This is a genomic window from Polaromonas sp., assembly GCF_013817205.1.
In the GTDB taxonomy this organism is placed as follows: domain Bacteria; phylum Pseudomonadota; class Gammaproteobacteria; order Burkholderiales; family Burkholderiaceae_C; genus Polaromonas.
This window is the reverse complement of sequence record NZ_JACDDD010000014.1, coordinates 38945-52924: the sequence shown is the minus strand read 5'-3', so window position 1 is coordinate 52924 and position 13980 is coordinate 38945. Positions and strand designations below refer to the sequence as shown.

The following is a 13980-nucleotide window of genomic DNA, read 5'->3' as shown; positions in this document are numbered from 1 at the left end:
GGTCGAGGCGGACGCAGACTCGGGCCAGCATCGCCAGAAAACCGGCTCGAACACTGTGCCGGTTTCATGTTGTGAACTCTTGACTAGCAACTCTCGCTGCGGCGGGGGTTATGCAGACCTTCCCTAGAGGTCCCCATAAATCCGATTCTCGGGCGCATGGCGTCGTTGCGCGGTGCTCGCAATCCTCATGCACCGAAGTGCATTCCGGTTCCTGTGCGCCGTGCGCCTTGCCCTGCATCCCGATAATCGAATTTCTGGCAACCTCTACAGTCCTCTACCTCAGCTAACTCAATGCTCGCGAAAAGAATCATTCCGTGTTTAGACGTCACCGGCGGCCGCGTCGTCAAAGGTGTCAACTTCGTCGAGCTGCGTGATGCCGGCGATCCGGTCGAGATTGCTGCGCGTTACAACGAGCAGGGGGCTGACGAGCTGACCTTTCTGGACATCACGGCCACCAGCGACGGGCGCGATTTGATTCTGCACATCATCGAGGCCGTGGCATCCCAGGTCTTCATTCCGCTGACGGTCGGTGGCGGCGTTCGCACGGTTGAAGACGTGCGGCGCCTGCTCAATGCCGGCGCCGACAAGACCAGCTTCAATTCGGCCGCACTGGCAAACCCCCAGGTGATTGAAGACGCTTCGGCGAAATATGGCGCGCAGTGCATCGTGGTCGCCATCGACGCCAAGCGCCGCTCCGAGGAAGAAGCCCTCACGCGCGGACCGGGCTGGGACGTTTACAGCCACGGTGGCCGCAAGAACACCGGGCTGGACGCAGTGGCCTGGGCCAGCGAGATGGCGCGGCGCGGCGCCGGTGAGATTTTGCTGACCAGCATGGACCGCGACGGCACCAAGTCAGGTTTCGACCTGGCACTGACCCGCGCCGTCAGCGACGCGGTCAGCGTGCCGGTGATCGCCTCGGGCGGTGTCGGCAACCTCGACCACCTGGCCGACGGCATTCAGCTCGGCGGCGCCGATGCCGTGCTGGCCGCCAGCATCTTCCATTACGGCGAATACACCGTGCAACAGGCAAAAGCCCACATGGCGGCACGCGGCATCCCCGTCAGGGTTTGACGCAACCCCCGCAGGCTTTGCGCACTGCGTGTCGCTACGCCTTCCCCCCTGCTGGGGCGGCATCTGCGGCCCGGCAAAGCCGGTTCCGCGATGCCCTGGCCTGGAAAACCTCTGACGCCCCTCCAAATCCATGACAATTGACGCATGACGCAAAAATGGCTGGATGACATCCAATGGGACGACAAGGGCCTGATCCCGGTGATCGCTCAGGAAGCCGCCAGTGGCGACGTGCTGATGTTTGCCTGGATGAACCGCGAGGCCCTGCAGAAAACCGCTGAACTCGGGCAGGCCGTGTACTACAGCCGCTCGCGCGGCCGGCTCTGGCACAAGGGTGAGGAGTCCGGACACCTGCAGACGGTGCACGAGATCCGTATGGACTGCGACAACGATGTGATCCTCCTGAAAGTCACCCAGCTCGGCCACGAGCCGGGCATTGCCTGCCACACCGGCCGGCACAGCTGCTTTTTCAGCCTGTACCGGGACGGCCAGTGGGTGGTCACTGAGCCGGTCTTGAAAGACCCGTCCAACATCTATAAATAGGCAACAAGAACACGCATGAGTTCCAACGATTCCCTGCAGCGCCTGGCGCGCATCATCGAAAGCCGCAAGCCCGGGCAAGGCGGCGACCCGGCCACCAGCTACGTCGCGCGCCTGCTGCACAAAGGCCCGGACGCCTTTCTGAAAAAAATTGGTGAAGAAGCCACCGAGACCGTGATGGCCGCCAAGGACATCGACCACGGCGGCGCCACGCCGGAACTGCGCGCCAAACTGGTCAACGAAGTTGCCGACCTGTGGTTTCACAGCCTGATTGCGCTGGCCCATTACGGCCTGTCGCCTGTCGACGTGATTGCCGAACTGGAGCGCCGTGAGGGCACCAGCGGCATCGAGGAAAAAGCCCTGCGCAAGGCGCAGGACCGTGAAGCTGCCGAAAAATAACACCTACCCACCGCAGAGGAAGAACACCATGAGCGAGACCGACCTGGCCGAATTCGACACCAAAGGCCCCAATGACCGCCTGGTCATGCACGTGCTGTATGGCCTGCATACCCTGGCCTGGTTCAGCGCCGGCATCTTCGCCGTGGTCGCGCTGATCGTCAATTACCTGCGCCGTGGGGAGGAGTCCGATGCGCTGTATATTGACCACCACAACTACATGATCCAGACCTTCTGGTGGACGCTGATGTGGCTGGTGCTGCTGTCGCCGCTGTGGCTGCTGCTGTTCCTGCCGGGTGCGATTGCCTATGGCATCGTCTGGCTCTGGTATCTGTACCGCTGCATCCGCGGGTGGATGAAGTTCAACAGCCACCGGCCGGCCACCAGCCATCCCGCTCTTTGAGTTCACGCCATCGCCCGACCATGAGCCAGCCCAGCCACGCCCACGACGAAAACTGCATTTTCTGCAAGATCGCTGCCGGAAAAATCCCCAGCCGCAGGGTTTACGAGGACGATGAGATATTTGTCTTCGACGACATCAACCCCTGGGCGCCGGTTCATTTTCTGATGATCCCGAAAATGCACATCCCGTCGATGGCTCAGGTCGGGCCGGAACAGGCGGCACTGCTGGGTCGCATGATGGTGCTGGCCCCCAAACTGGCCCTTGAAAAGGGCTGCCGGCCCTACCCGGAAGGCGGGTTTCGCATTGTGACCAATACTGGCGCCGAGGGCGGGCAGGAGGTTCACCACCTGCATATTCACGTCATGGGCGGCCCAAGGCCCTGGTTGAAAGGTTGATTTGCCTGCACAACCCGCCCGCAAGCAGGTGTAATAGGGCTTGTGCTGTGCGAGACCTTTAGAATCAATACAGTTGTATGGAACCCGGCAAATTTTGCCGTTACTGAATCAGGAGTAAATCATGGGCGGACTAAGTTGGGTACATTGGTTGATCGTGCTGTTGATCGTGGTGATGGTCTTTGGCACTAAAAAACTTCGGAATATGGGCAGCGACCTTGGTGGCGCCGTCAAGGGTTTCAAGGACGGCATGAAGGAAGGTGGCCAGACTGCTGATGAAAAAGCTGCTGAAGCCGGCCAGGTCACGCACGCACAAACTGCCGACAAGACCACGATCGACGTGGAAGCAAAGCAGAAGTCCTGATCAGGATGGCCGTCCCCCTCGCCTGTTATTGCTGTATCGCGTCATGCGGGGTCTGATGTCCAATGATTGATCTCGGCATTTCGAAAATTGCCCTGATAGGTGCGGTGGCACTGATCGTCATTGGGCCGGAAAAACTTCCACGTCTGGCCCGCACCATCGGTACCCTGCTGGGCAAGGCGCAGCGTTATGTCGCCGACGTCAAGCAGGAGGTCAACCGCTCCATGGAGCTGGACGAGCTCAAGAAGATGAAGGAATCGATGGAAGGCGCGGCGCGCGACGTCGAAAACTCCATCCAGACCAACGCCAGCGACTTCGAGAAATCCTGGGCAGAAACCACCGGCACGGCGTCCAGTGAAGAGTTGCCGGGCATGATCAGTTTCCCTGAATACAAACACCCGAAGAAAAACTGGCGCCTGAAGACCGGCGCCACGCCGCAGTGGTACAAGGCGCGCTCCGGGGTGCGTACCAAGGCGCTGTCGGGTGCAGCCCGGGTGGCCCGTTACCGTCCCCGTCCTGGCGCGTCTTCCGGCCGAAACGGCTGATTTGTTTCTCAACCGTCACCCACGCGCAGCCCTCGCGCCTATTTTCCAGCGCACACCGTCCCCATGAGCGATCCCAACACCGACAAGCCCGACGAACTCGCGGGCACTGAGCAGCCCTTTGTGCAGCACCTGATGGAGTTGCGCGACCGGATGATCAAGGCGGTCATCGCCATCGGCATTTGCGCCGGCGTGTTGGCGTTGTACCCGGGCCCCGGGGCTTTGTACGACCTGTTGGCCGCGCCGCTGGTGGCGGCCCTGCCCAAGGGGGCCACCCTGATCGCCACCAATGTGATCTCGCCGTTTGTGGTGCCGATCAAGATCCTTGTCATGGCGGCCTTCATGATGGCGCTGCCGGTGGTGCTGTATCAGGTGTGGGCCTTTGTGGCGCCCGGCCTTTACGCCCACGAGAAAAGGCTGGTGATGCCGCTGGTGGTCTCCAGCACGCTGCTGTTTTTTGTGGGTGTGGCCTTTTCCTATTACTTCGTGTTTGGCCAGGTTTTCAGCTTCATCCAGAGCTTTGCACCCAAGTCGATCACTGCCGCACCTGACATCGAGGAATACCTCAACTTCGTGCTAGGCATGTTCCTGGCATTCGGCCTGGCGTTTGAGGTGCCCATTGCCGTGATCCTGCTGGTTCGCATGGGTGTGCTGAGCATTGCCCAGTTGCGTGAATACCGGGGCTATTTTTGGGTGATTGCTGCCGTTGTCACAGCCTTGGTCACGCCGCCCGACGCGGGCTCCATGATCATGCTGCTGCTGGTCGTCGGCAGTCTGTATGAGGTCGGTATCTGGGCGGCGCAGCTGTTCGCCAAACACACCAAAAAGCCCGAATCCGACGGCGACACCGAAGCCGCCAAACCCTGAGTCAAACAGGCCTTTCGCCCATACCGGACGGGCGCAACCAGCTATTAATTTTGTAGCAAATCTGCTTACTGACGGCGCTGCTGCGGGCGCTGCCGGGTGCCGGGCACCACAGCGATGTCGGTCTTTTTATCCTTGCGCCACACCGCCAGCGGGGCTGAGAGGCCGGGCTTGAGTGCTGCTACGGCAGTCAGCAGTTCCGACACCGTCCCCACCGCCTTGCCGTTCACCTCCAGAATCACGTCGCCCGGCACGATGCCAGCCTGGGCGGCCGGGCCATTTTGCAGCACGCCTGTGATCACCACGCCCCCCGCCGCGCCGGGCTTGATGCCAAAGGTTTCGGCCAGCTCGGGGCTCAGCTGCTGCGGCTCCACCCCTATCCAGCCGCGCGTGACCTGTCCGTCCTTGACGATGCTTTCCAGGACCTGCTTGCCGGTGGACACCGGAATGGCAAACCCGATGCCCATGGAGCCACCCGAGCGCGAATAGATCGCGGTGTTGATGCCCAGCAGCCGTCCTTGCGTGTCCACCAGCGCGCCGCCCGAGTTGCCAGGGTTGATCGCTGCGTCGGTCTGGATGAAGTTTTCGAAGGTGTTGATGCCCAGCTGGTTGCGGCCCAGCGCGCTGACGATGCCGCTGGTCACGGTCTGGCCGACGCCGAAGGGGTTGCCGATGGCCAGCACCGGGTCGCCGACCTGCGCCGTGTCCGAGCTGCCCAGCACGATGACCGGCAGCTTGTCGAGCTCGATTTTCAGGATGGCCAGGTCGGTTTCCGGGTCGGTGCCTATGACCTTGGCCTTGGCCCTTCGGGTGTCGTTGAGAATGACCTCGATGTCATCGGCGCCTTCGACCACATGGTTATTGGTCAGGATGTAGCCGTTGGGGCTGACGATGACGCCGCTGCCCAAGCCGACCTGCGGCTCGATCTGGCCACCCTGGTCACCAAAGAAGAACCGGAACCAGGGGTCGTTCATGTTGGGGTTGCGTGCGGCCGCCTTGCTGGTGTTGATGCTGACCACCGCAGCCGAGGCCGCCTTGGCCGCCGCCGCAAAACTGCCGGCCGGTGCGGCGCTGCCGGCCGGACCAACGGGCGCTTCAATCACGGCCACTGCATTGCTGAGCGCCCGCCGGTTCACCCATTGCGGCTGCAGGGTGGCAACGACAAAATAGGCGGCCAGCAGCACGGTGACGGTTTGTGAAAAGAAAAGCCAGGATTTGCGCATGGGGGGTCCAGGGGGAAGAGGCTGCCGCCAGCCGAACAGGGCTGCGCAGCGATTGCAACAAGCGCAATTTTCCTCCAGTTTGCAGGCCTTGCGGCGGCGTCTGCGTGCCGGAAGGGCCATAATTTGCAGACATTCCGGCGAGCCCGCGCGCGGCCCGTCCTCGCCGCAGCCTCGCGGTACCACCCAAGGATTCGCCATGAAGGCCTCCAGCGTTCTCGCCACCATCGGCAACACACCGCACATCCGCATCAACCGCCTGTTCGGGCCGGCCAGCCAGACGCACCAGATTTACGTCAAGTCCGAGCGCAGCAACCCGGGGGGCTCGATCAAGGACCGCATTGCGCTCGCCATGGTCGAAGCCGCCGAGCAGTCCGGCGCGCTGCAGCCCGGCGGCACCATCATCGAGCCGACCTCGGGCAACACCGGCGTTGGCCTGGCCATGGTGGCCGCCGTCAAGGGCTACCAACTGGTACTGGTGATGCCCGACAGCATGAGCATCGAACGCCGGCGCCTGATGCTGGCCTATGGCGCCAGATTCGAGCTGACGCCGCGCGAAAAAGGCATGAATGGCGCGATTGCCCACGCCAAAGAGCTGGTCGCCAAAACGCCCGGTGCCTGGATGCCGCAGCAGTTCGAAAACCCCGCCAACATCGCCGTCCATGTACGCACCACCGCAGAGGAAATTCTGGCCGACTTTCCGCAGGGCGTGGACTACCTGATCACCGGCGTGGGCACCGGCGGTCATTTGAGCGGCGTGGCACAGGTTCTCAAGGCGAAGTTTCCGTATATCAAAGTTTTTGCGGTCGAGCCCACGGCCTCTCCCGTGATCAGCGGCGGCAAGCCATCGCCGCACCCGATCCAGGGTATAGGCGCCGGTTTTATCCCGGCCAACCTGCAGACCGCTCTGCTCAACGGCGTGATTCAGGTCGAGGGCGATGCGGCCAAGGACTATGCGCGCCGCTGTGCTGCGCAGGAGGGCTTGCTGGTCGGCATTTCCTCGGGGGCCACGCTGGCGGCGATTGCGCAGAAGCTTCCGGAGATTCCTGCCGGCAGTATCGTGTTGGGGTTCAATTACGACACCGGCGAACGCTACCTGTCGGTTGAAGGTTTTTTACCGTGACCGTTCAGTATGCGGTGGTTGCGCCGCGAGCGTTGTTGCTGTCGGCTTTCGACCAGCTGCTGCAGCCCGAGCTGTTCAAGGATTACGGTCCCAATGGCCTGCAGGTCGAGGGCAAGGCTGAGGTGCGCAAGATCGTCTCTGGCGTCACCGCCAGTCTGGCGCTGATCGAGGCGGCCATCGCGGCGCAGGCGGATGCGATTTTTGTGCACCACGGCCTGTTCTGGCGCGGCCAGGACGGGCGGGTGACCGGCTGGATGAAGCAGCGCCTAGCGCTGCTGCTGGCGCACGACATCAACCTCTACGCCTACCACCTGCCGCTGGACGCGCACCCCGAACTCGGCAACAACGCGCAGCTGGGCCTGCGGCTGGGCTTGAAGGCGGACCGGTATTTCGGCGACAACAAGCTGGGATTTCTCGGCGGGCGCAGCGGCGCCGAAGATGGCTTCGACACCGCCGAGAGTCTCGCTTTACACGTCAAAAATACATTAAATCGGCCTGTAACCCTCGTCGGACGGGCGCAAGCAGCTATTAAAAACGTAGCATGGTGCACTGGCGGCGCGCAGGGCTACTTCGAGGACGCCATCGCTGCCGGAGCCGACGCTTTTATCACCGGCGAGATCTCCGAGCCGCAGGCGCACTACGCGCGTGAGATGGGTGTGGCCTTCATCGCCTGTGGCCACCATGCGTCAGAGCGGTATGGCGCGCCTGCGGTGGCGGCGCATGTGGCGGCGCAGTTCGGGCTGGTGCACGAGTTCATCGATATCGACAATCCGGCCTGAAACGGTTCAGGCCGGGGTGCGATGCTGACGCGCGCGCGCCGGGCGCGAACGGGCGCTACGCATCGCGTGCCAGCTGGCGCCGAGTTCCGCGTGTTCCACCGGCACCGCCTGGCGGGTGATCTCGTCGAGCAGCGCGGCCCGCGAGCGCATCGTGCGGGCCGCCGCCGCCATGTCCTGCACCTCATGCAACAACTCATCGACGTCCTTGGCCGCGCCTGACATATGCACCATGCCAACGCCGATGTCGACGCTGAGCCTGATGCGTTCGCCACTGAGTGAGGTCACTTCCACCGGCTTGCGCAGGCTGGAGGCCACCCGCAGGCCCATGGTGCGTATCCAGCGCGGCGAATGCAGGGTTTCGATGAGCACGACGAAGCAGCGGTCGTAAAAGCGACCGGCCGGATTGACCACACCGGTATGACGCTGCATGCGCCGCGCGAGCTGGATGTAGATCTCGTTGAGCCCGTAGTGGCCGACTTGGGCCAGCAGCCGCTCCGGCTCAAAAACCTGCACAGCCATCAGCGCGCCGTCGCGCCGCGTGCGCGCCTGCCGGCGTTGCGCGTGGACGATTTTCTGCACGATCAGGATGCTGCCGTAGAGCTGTGTCACCGGGTCACGCCGGGAGCGGGCGTGATGGCGAATCTGCCTGATCTGGTGATTGCGCTGCCATAAAAGACCGGCAATCAGGGAAATGCTCAGCAAGCCCAGCAACGCCAGGCCGGCTTGATACGGGGCAGACAGCGTCCCAAGGTCCAAAGCCAGCCAGTACAAGCCCAGCTGCAGCGGAAGCGTGAGCAGGGCGGCAATGGCCAGCCCCCAGGCCATCCGGTCACCCTGCTGCGCCGCTCGTGCGGTCAGCCACAGCATCACACACACACTGGCGACGGTGAGCGCTGCAGACGCAGCCAGTTTCATGGGCGAGGGCAGCAACAGGCACAACGGCCCGCCAACCAGGCACAGGCAGGTGGTGCCGCGAAAACTGATGTCCGTCAAGCGGTCGCGCCGGGCTGACGCCAGCCAGTGCCTGCCGCCGTAAAAGCCCATGCCGCTGCGCAGGGGCCCAATCAAGACCTGAGCGCTGGCTATCCAGGGCGCGCTTGCCGATGGCAGCATGGCTGCCGGCAAGCCGGAGAGCAGGACGAAAAAAAGCCAGTACATGCCGAGGTAGACCAGGCTTTGCAGGCTGGCGCGGCTGCGGCTGTAGGCGGCTTCGGCGGCGGCCAGCAACACCACCAGCCCCATGGACCCGGTGGCGGCACTCCAGATGATGATTTCGGCGTTGGTCATGGCAATGCAGGCAGGTCTGAAGCCCGCACAGGCGCTTGCGCGAAAATACCGACAGAATGCATCGTGCAGCTTTCTTCCATCCGGCTTCCTGCCGTCTGCCGTTCAACCGGGGATGCGGTCGGACGGTGCAGCTTTCAAATCATTATGGGCCGATCAGGTGGCCAGGGGAAGTCATGACATACACCAAGGCCGGACCGTTCCATGTTGGGATGCTGGTATGGCGCTGAACCGGCCGCTGCTCATCACCATGGGGGATCCGGCGGGCATCGGGCCGGAAATCATTGCCAAGGCCTTTCGCGATGCGCCCGCCGAGCTGGCGGGCTGCGTGGTCGCAGGCGATGTGGCGACCCTGCGCCGGGCGTCGCGGCTGATCTCGGGCGCGTCGGCTTTGGCTTTGCCCGTGGTGCAACTGGCAGCAATCGGCGATTGGGCGGGCGTGCCGCCGCGCAGCATCGCGGTGCTGCAGAGCTGCGACTTGCCCGACCTGGCCGCTTACGGCCAGGTCAGTGCAGCGGCTGGCAAGTCGGCGGCAGAGTGCATCTTGCGCGCCGCCCGCGCCACGCTGCGGGGCGAGGCTGGGGCCATGGTCACGGCGCCCATCCACAAGGAGGCGCTGGCATTGGCCGGTGCGGCGTTTGCGCGTTTCCCGGGGCACACCGAACTGCTGCAGGCAGAAGCCGCTGCCTTTGCCGGCAGGGGGCTGACCGACATGCCGGTGCGCATGATGCTGGCCAACGATGAGCTCAAGACCGTGCTGGTCAGCATTCACCTGTCCCTGCGCGATGCCTTGGACGCGGTCACGGTGGACAGCGTGCTGCAAACCCTGCAGATCACACACCAGTCAGTGCGCAGCGCTTCTGGCAGCGCGCCGCGCATCGCGGTGGCCGGCTTGAACCCGCATGCAGGCGAGGGTGGCTTGTTCGGCCGGGAAGAAATCGACATCATCGCGCCGGCCATCGCCGCCGCCCGTGCCCAGGGCATGGATGTGAGCGGCCCCTTCGCGCCCGATACCGTATTCATGCGCGCGCGTACGCCGACCGGACAGGCTAGCGAGTTTGACGTGGTGGTGGCGATGTACCACGACCAAGGCCTGATCCCGGTTAAGTACCTCGGCGTGGAGCAGGGTGTCAATGTCACCCTGGGTCTGCCGCTGGTGCGCACCAGCCCGGACCACGGCACGGCTTTCGACATTGCCGGCACCGGGAAGGCGGACGCATCCAGCCTGATCGCCGCCGTGCGCATGGCGCGCCGGCTGGCCGCCTGAATTGCCCGTTTAATTATGAAAAATGCCGCCAGCCCTTGTGTGGCGGGCGCAAGCAGCTATCAAAAGTATAGCGCCCATCTCCTGTTTACAAGCGGGGGCCGCGCGTCCGGCTTCGCCGGCGCGCAGGCGCCGCCCCTGAGGGGGAGGGCCGCTACACGAAGTGAGCGGTCAACGGGGGAACTTACTTCTTCAGACTGTCGCGAATCTCGCGCAGCAGCACCACATCTTCAGGCGTGGCTGCGGGCGGCACCGCCTCGGCAGGATCTTCCCTTCGCAGGCGGTTGATCTGCCTGATCATCAGGAAGACGATGAAGGCCAGGATCGCGAAGTTGACCGCCACGGTGATGAAGTTGCCATAGGCAAACACCGGCACGCCAGCTTTTTTCAGCGCATCGAGGGTGGCGGCGGTTCCCGGCGGCACGCTGCCCAGAATGATGAACAGGTTGGAAAAATCGATTTTGCCGATGACCGCGCCAACCAACGGCAGCACCAGGTCGCTGACTACGGAGTCGACAATCTTCGCGAACGCCGCACCTATGATCACGCCCACGGCCAGATCAATCACATTGCCCTTGACGGCAAATTCTCTGAATTCCTTCATCATGCCCATGGCGTGCTCCTGTGTTGTGCCAGATCGTTTTCCGCAGTATCAGCGGGTCACCATGCCGGATTATGGTTGCTCTTTCGGCACGCGGATCGGCCGTGTGCGGGCGATGTCATGGCGACCCTGTCGGGTGGGCCCCAGTGCTTGAAATTGCGCATCGCGCTCCGTTACAATCCCGGGTTGACCCCAATACGCCTTTTTTCCAGCCTGTTCTTGTAGGACACCCATGACCGACGCAAGCCTCAAGGCGCCCCCGAGTGCGCCCATCGATAAAGATAAAAGAAACTGGATGATCGCGACCTGTGCCGCCGGCGGCGCAGGCGCAGCGGCAGTGGCTGTGCCTTTTGTCAGCACTTTCCAGCCGTCCGAGCGCGCCAAGGCCGCGGGCGCTTCGGTGGAAGTCGATATTTCTGCCATGAAGCCGGGCGAAAAACTCACGGTGGAGTGGCGCGGCAAACCAGTCTGGATTGTCCGGCGCACGCCTGAGCAACTGTCCGGTCTGTCCAAGCTGGACCCGCAGCTGGCCGATCCCAAGTCCGAGCGCAAGCCCGGCGAGCTCACGCCGGAATACGCCCGCAATGAAAGCCGCTCGATCAAGCCCGAGTACTTTGTGGCTGTCGGCATCTGCACGCACCTGGGCTGCTCGCCCAGCGACAAGTTTGCCAGCGGCCCCCAGCCTTCGTTGCCTGACGATTGGGCCGGCGGCTTTTTGTGCGCCTGCCACGGCTCCACCTTTGACATTGCCGGCCGCGTCTACAAAAACAAGCCGGCGCCGGACAACCTGGAAGTGCCGCCCCACATGTACCTGTCAGACGCCAAGCTGCTGATCGGTGAGGACAAAAAAGCCTGAAGCTTTGCTGGACCGGGCGGCTGATCGATTGATGCGCCGGCCCAGGTCCTCCACCGACTAGCAAATAGGATCCCTTATGGCTGAATTCAAAGAACTATCCCCCGATGCACCGGCTGCCGCCAAGTTGATGAACTGGGTCGACAACCGCTTCCCCGCCAGCAAGCTCTACAAAGAGCACATGAGCGAGTACTACGCGCCCAAGAACTTCAACTTCTGGTACGTGTTTGGCTCGCTGGCCCTGTTGGTGCTGGTGATCCAGATCGTCACCGGCATCTTCCTGACCATGCACTACAAGCCGGATGCGGCGCTGGCCTTCGGTTCGGTCGAATACATCATGCGCGACGTGCCCTGGGGCTGGTTGGTGCGCTACATGCACTCGACCGGTGCGTCGGCGTTTTTTGTGGTGGTTTACCTGCACATGTTCCGCGGCCTGATTTACGGCAGCTACCGCAAGCCGCGCGAACTGATCTGGGTGTTTGGCTGCGCGATTTTCCTGTGCCTGATGGCCGAGGCGTTCATGGGTTACCTGTTGCCCTGGGGCCAGATGAGCTACTGGGGCGCTCAGGTGATCGTCAACCTGTTTGCCGCGATTCCTTTCATCGGTCCTGACCTGGCGCTGCTGATCCGCGGCGACTATGTGGTCGGTGATGCCACGCTGAACCGCTTTTTTGCCTTCCACGTGATTGCCGTGCCCCTGGTGCTGCTGGGCTTGGTGGTGGCGCACATCATCGCGCTGCACGAGGTCGGCTCGAACAACCCCGACGGCGTCGAGATCAAGAAGCACAAGGATGCCAGCGGCAAGCCGCTGGACGGCATTGCCTTCCACCCTTACTACACGGTGCATGACATTTTTGCCGTCAGCGTGTTCCTGATGGTGTTCTCGGCCATTGTGTTCTTCGCGCCCGAGGCTGGCGGTTACTTCCTCGAGTACAACAACTTCATCCCGGCCGACCCACTCAAAACGCCGCTGCATATCGCGCCCGTCTGGTACTTCACGCCGTATTACTCAATGTTGCGCGCGATCACCACCCAGATGATGTGGGTGCTGATTGCCTGCGTGTTGCTGGGCGCCGTTCTGGGCGTGCTCAAGGCGAAGATCGCCGGCCTGTTTAAGGCCGCCATCGTCGGCGCTGCGGTGGTTCTGATTGCCGCCATGCTGATGATTGATCCCAAGTTCTGGGGCGTGGTGGTCATGGGCGGCGCGGTCATCATCCTGTTCTTCCTGCCCTGGCTGGACCACAGCCCGGTCAAGTCGATCCGTTATCGCCCGGACTGGCACAAATACCTCTACGGTGTTTTTGTGATCAATTTTGTGGTGCTCGGCTATCTTGGCATCAAGCCGCCATCACTCATCAATGAGCGTGTGTCCCAGGCCGGCACCCTGTTTTACTTCGGTTTCTTCCTGCTGATGCCGTGGTGGAGTCGTCTCGGGACCTTCAAGACGCCCCCTGACCGCGTGACTTTTGCCGCCCACTGAGCCGGAGATGCTGACCATGATGAAAACATTGAAAAAACTGGCCATTGGCGCGGTGGCCGTACTGGCGCTCGCTGCGGGTAACGGCGCGTTTGCCGCGAGTGGAGGCATTGCCTGGGACAAGGCGCCCAACAAGACCAACGACTTGGGCGCCCTTCAAAACGGCGCCAAGTTGTTCGTCAACTATTGCCTGAACTGCCACTCGGCGGCTTTCATGCGTTACAACCGCCTGCAAGACATAGGCCTGACCGAGCAGCAGATCAAGGACAACCTTCTGTTTGGCACCGACAAGGTCGGCGACACCATGAAGGCGGCCATCGATCCTAGGCAGGCCAAGGAATGGTTTGGCGGCAATCCGCCTGATCTCACGCTGATGGCCCGTTCGCGCGCCGGAGCGGGCGGCACGGGTGCCGACTACCTTTACACCTATCTGCGTGCCTATTACCGCGACGACACCAAGGCCACCGGCTGGAACAATCTTGCTTATCCCAACGTGGGCATGCCGCATGTGCTGTGGGAATTGTCTGGCGAACGCAAGCCGCTCTTCGACGAGAAGGAAGAGCATGGCCACAAGGTGCAGGTCTTCAAGGGCTGGCAACAAGTCACGCCCGGCACCATGAGCCCGCTGCAGTATGACCAGGCCATGGCCGATCTGGTCGGTTACATGCAGTGGATGGGAGAGCCGGCGCAGAACACCCGTGTCCGGGTCGGTGTCTGGGTGCTGCTGTTTCTGTTGATGTTCACCTTCATTGCGTGGCGCCTGAACGCTTCATTCTGGAAAGACATCAAGTAATTTTTTCGCCGGAACTTGTT

At 62.5% G+C, this 13980-nt stretch carries 17 protein-coding genes; 14 read left to right on the top strand and 3 right to left on the bottom strand.

Annotation, left to right across the window (positions count from 1 at the left end; translation table 11 throughout):
* The first annotated feature begins 291 nt into the window (after window positions 1-291).
* The 8 genes from hisF to tatC all read left to right on the top strand — a co-directional run bounded on the left by hisF (window position 292) and on the right by tatC (window position 4569).
* Window positions 292-1071 (top strand): imidazole glycerol phosphate synthase subunit HisF, encoded by a 780-nt coding sequence (gene hisF, locus H0W47_RS05375; protein WP_296921621.1) that lies wholly within the window; start codon window positions 292-294, stop codon window positions 1069-1071.
* Between the two features lie 144 nt (window positions 1072-1215).
* Entirely contained in the window at window positions 1216-1611 is a 396-nt protein-coding gene (gene hisI, locus H0W47_RS05370; protein ID WP_296921619.1) for a phosphoribosyl-AMP cyclohydrolase, read from the top strand.
* A gap of 15 nt (window positions 1612-1626) precedes the next feature.
* Window positions 1627-2007 (top strand): phosphoribosyl-ATP diphosphatase, encoded by a 381-nt coding sequence (locus tag H0W47_RS05365; protein WP_296921617.1) that lies wholly within the window; start codon window positions 1627-1629, stop codon window positions 2005-2007.
* Window positions 2008-2035: 28 nt separating this feature from the next.
* Window positions 2036-2407, top strand: a complete 372-nt coding sequence (locus tag H0W47_RS05360; RefSeq protein ID WP_296921615.1) for a hypothetical protein — start codon at window positions 2036-2038, stop codon at window positions 2405-2407.
* Window positions 2408-2427: 20 nt separating this feature from the next.
* Window positions 2428-2802, top strand: coding sequence for a histidine triad nucleotide-binding protein (locus tag H0W47_RS05355; protein ID WP_296921613.1), 375 nt, complete (start codon window positions 2428-2430; stop codon window positions 2800-2802).
* A 121-nt stretch (window positions 2803-2923) separates the two neighbouring features.
* On the top strand, window positions 2924-3163 hold the full coding sequence (tatA, locus tag H0W47_RS05350; protein WP_296921611.1) for a Sec-independent protein translocase subunit TatA: 240 nt from the start codon (window positions 2924-2926) through the stop codon (window positions 3161-3163).
* Window positions 3164-3225: 62 nt separating this feature from the next.
* Window positions 3226-3705: a Sec-independent protein translocase protein TatB gene (tatB, locus tag H0W47_RS05345; RefSeq protein WP_296921610.1), complete on the top strand. Its 480-nt coding sequence runs from the start codon at window positions 3226-3228 to the stop codon at window positions 3703-3705.
* Window positions 3706-3768: 63 nt separating this feature from the next.
* Window positions 3769-4569, top strand: coding sequence for a twin-arginine translocase subunit TatC (gene tatC, locus H0W47_RS05340; RefSeq protein WP_296921608.1), 801 nt, complete (start codon window positions 3769-3771; stop codon window positions 4567-4569).
* Window positions 4570-4634: 65 nt separating this feature from the next.
* Here tatC and H0W47_RS05335 read toward each other — a convergent pair whose 3' ends face one another.
* Window positions 4635-5789, bottom strand: coding sequence for a trypsin-like peptidase domain-containing protein (locus tag H0W47_RS05335; protein ID WP_296921606.1), 1155 nt, complete (start codon window positions 5787-5789; stop codon window positions 4635-4637).
* A 196-nt stretch (window positions 5790-5985) separates the two neighbouring features.
* Between H0W47_RS05335 and cysK the strand changes: the two genes are divergently transcribed.
* Together cysK and H0W47_RS05325 are read left to right on the top strand one after the other, a co-directional pair.
* On the top strand, window positions 5986-6909 hold the full coding sequence (gene cysK, locus H0W47_RS05330) for a cysteine synthase A (RefSeq protein WP_296921603.1): 924 nt from the start codon (window positions 5986-5988) through the stop codon (window positions 6907-6909).
* Window positions 6906-7688 (top strand): Nif3-like dinuclear metal center hexameric protein, encoded by a 783-nt coding sequence (locus H0W47_RS05325; protein WP_296921601.1) that lies wholly within the window; start codon window positions 6906-6908, stop codon window positions 7686-7688. Before cysK ends, H0W47_RS05325 begins: the two co-directional genes overlap by 4 nt.
* A 6-nt stretch (window positions 7689-7694) precedes the next feature.
* Here H0W47_RS05325 and H0W47_RS05320 read toward each other — a convergent pair whose 3' ends face one another.
* Window positions 7695-8975: a diguanylate cyclase gene (locus H0W47_RS05320; RefSeq protein WP_296921599.1), complete on the bottom strand. Its 1281-nt coding sequence runs from the start codon at window positions 8973-8975 to the stop codon at window positions 7695-7697.
* 217 nt (window positions 8976-9192) lie between these two features.
* Here H0W47_RS05320 and pdxA point away from each other — a divergent pair, with 217 nt between their 5' ends.
* Entirely contained in the window at window positions 9193-10239 is a 1047-nt protein-coding gene (gene pdxA, locus H0W47_RS05315) for a 4-hydroxythreonine-4-phosphate dehydrogenase PdxA (protein WP_296921596.1), read from the top strand.
* Window positions 10240-10420: 181 nt separating this feature from the next.
* On the opposite strand, the gene mscL is transcribed toward pdxA, so the two are convergent.
* Complete coding sequence (mscL, locus tag H0W47_RS05310) at window positions 10421-10849, bottom strand: large conductance mechanosensitive channel protein MscL (RefSeq protein WP_296921594.1); 429 nt, start codon at window positions 10847-10849, stop codon at window positions 10421-10423.
* Between the two features lie 220 nt (window positions 10850-11069).
* On the opposite strand from mscL, the gene petA reads away from it, so the two are divergent.
* The 3 genes from petA to H0W47_RS05295 all read left to right on the top strand — a co-directional run bounded on the left by petA (window position 11070) and on the right by H0W47_RS05295 (window position 13960).
* Window positions 11070-11693, top strand: coding sequence for a ubiquinol-cytochrome c reductase iron-sulfur subunit (gene petA / locus H0W47_RS05305; protein WP_296921592.1), 624 nt, complete (start codon window positions 11070-11072; stop codon window positions 11691-11693).
* A gap of 76 nt (window positions 11694-11769) precedes the next feature.
* On the top strand, window positions 11770-13170 hold the full coding sequence (locus tag H0W47_RS05300; RefSeq protein ID WP_296921591.1) for a cytochrome bc complex cytochrome b subunit: 1401 nt from the start codon (window positions 11770-11772) through the stop codon (window positions 13168-13170).
* A 28-nt stretch (window positions 13171-13198) separates the two neighbouring features.
* Complete coding sequence (locus H0W47_RS05295) at window positions 13199-13960, top strand: cytochrome c1 (protein ID WP_296921625.1); 762 nt, start codon at window positions 13199-13201, stop codon at window positions 13958-13960.
* Window positions 13961-13980: the final 20 nt, after the last annotated feature.

Bases quoted from the DNA above. Each gene is read 5' to 3' on its own strand.
- hisF (WP_296921621.1), top strand. From the start codon at position 292: ATGCTCGCGAAAAGAATCATTCCGTGTTTAGACGTCACCGGCGGCCGC.
- hisI (WP_296921619.1), top strand. From the start codon at position 1,216: ATGACGCAAAAATGGCTGGATGACATCCAATGGGACGACAAGGGCCTG.
- H0W47_RS05365 (WP_296921617.1), top strand. From the start codon at position 1,627: ATGAGTTCCAACGATTCCCTGCAGCGCCTGGCGCGCATCATCGAAAGC.
- H0W47_RS05360 (WP_296921615.1), top strand. From the start codon at position 2,036: ATGAGCGAGACCGACCTGGCCGAATTCGACACCAAAGGCCCCAATGAC.
- H0W47_RS05355 (WP_296921613.1), top strand. From the start codon at position 2,428: ATGAGCCAGCCCAGCCACGCCCACGACGAAAACTGCATTTTCTGCAAG.
- tatA (WP_296921611.1), top strand. From the start codon at position 2,924: ATGGGCGGACTAAGTTGGGTACATTGGTTGATCGTGCTGTTGATCGTG.
- tatB (WP_296921610.1), top strand. From the start codon at position 3,226: ATGATTGATCTCGGCATTTCGAAAATTGCCCTGATAGGTGCGGTGGCA.
- tatC (WP_296921608.1), top strand. From the start codon at position 3,769: ATGAGCGATCCCAACACCGACAAGCCCGACGAACTCGCGGGCACTGAG.
- H0W47_RS05335 (WP_296921606.1), bottom strand. From the start codon at position 5,789: ATGCGCAAATCCTGGCTTTTCTTTTCACAAACCGTCACCGTGCTGCTG.
- cysK (WP_296921603.1), top strand. From the start codon at position 5,986: ATGAAGGCCTCCAGCGTTCTCGCCACCATCGGCAACACACCGCACATC.
- H0W47_RS05320 (WP_296921599.1), bottom strand. From the start codon at position 8,975: ATGACCAACGCCGAAATCATCATCTGGAGTGCCGCCACCGGGTCCATG.
- pdxA (WP_296921596.1), top strand. From the start codon at position 9,193: ATGGCGCTGAACCGGCCGCTGCTCATCACCATGGGGGATCCGGCGGGC.
- mscL (WP_296921594.1), bottom strand. From the start codon at position 10,849: ATGGGCATGATGAAGGAATTCAGAGAATTTGCCGTCAAGGGCAATGTG.
- petA (WP_296921592.1), top strand. From the start codon at position 11,070: ATGACCGACGCAAGCCTCAAGGCGCCCCCGAGTGCGCCCATCGATAAA.
- H0W47_RS05300 (WP_296921591.1), top strand. From the start codon at position 11,770: ATGGCTGAATTCAAAGAACTATCCCCCGATGCACCGGCTGCCGCCAAG.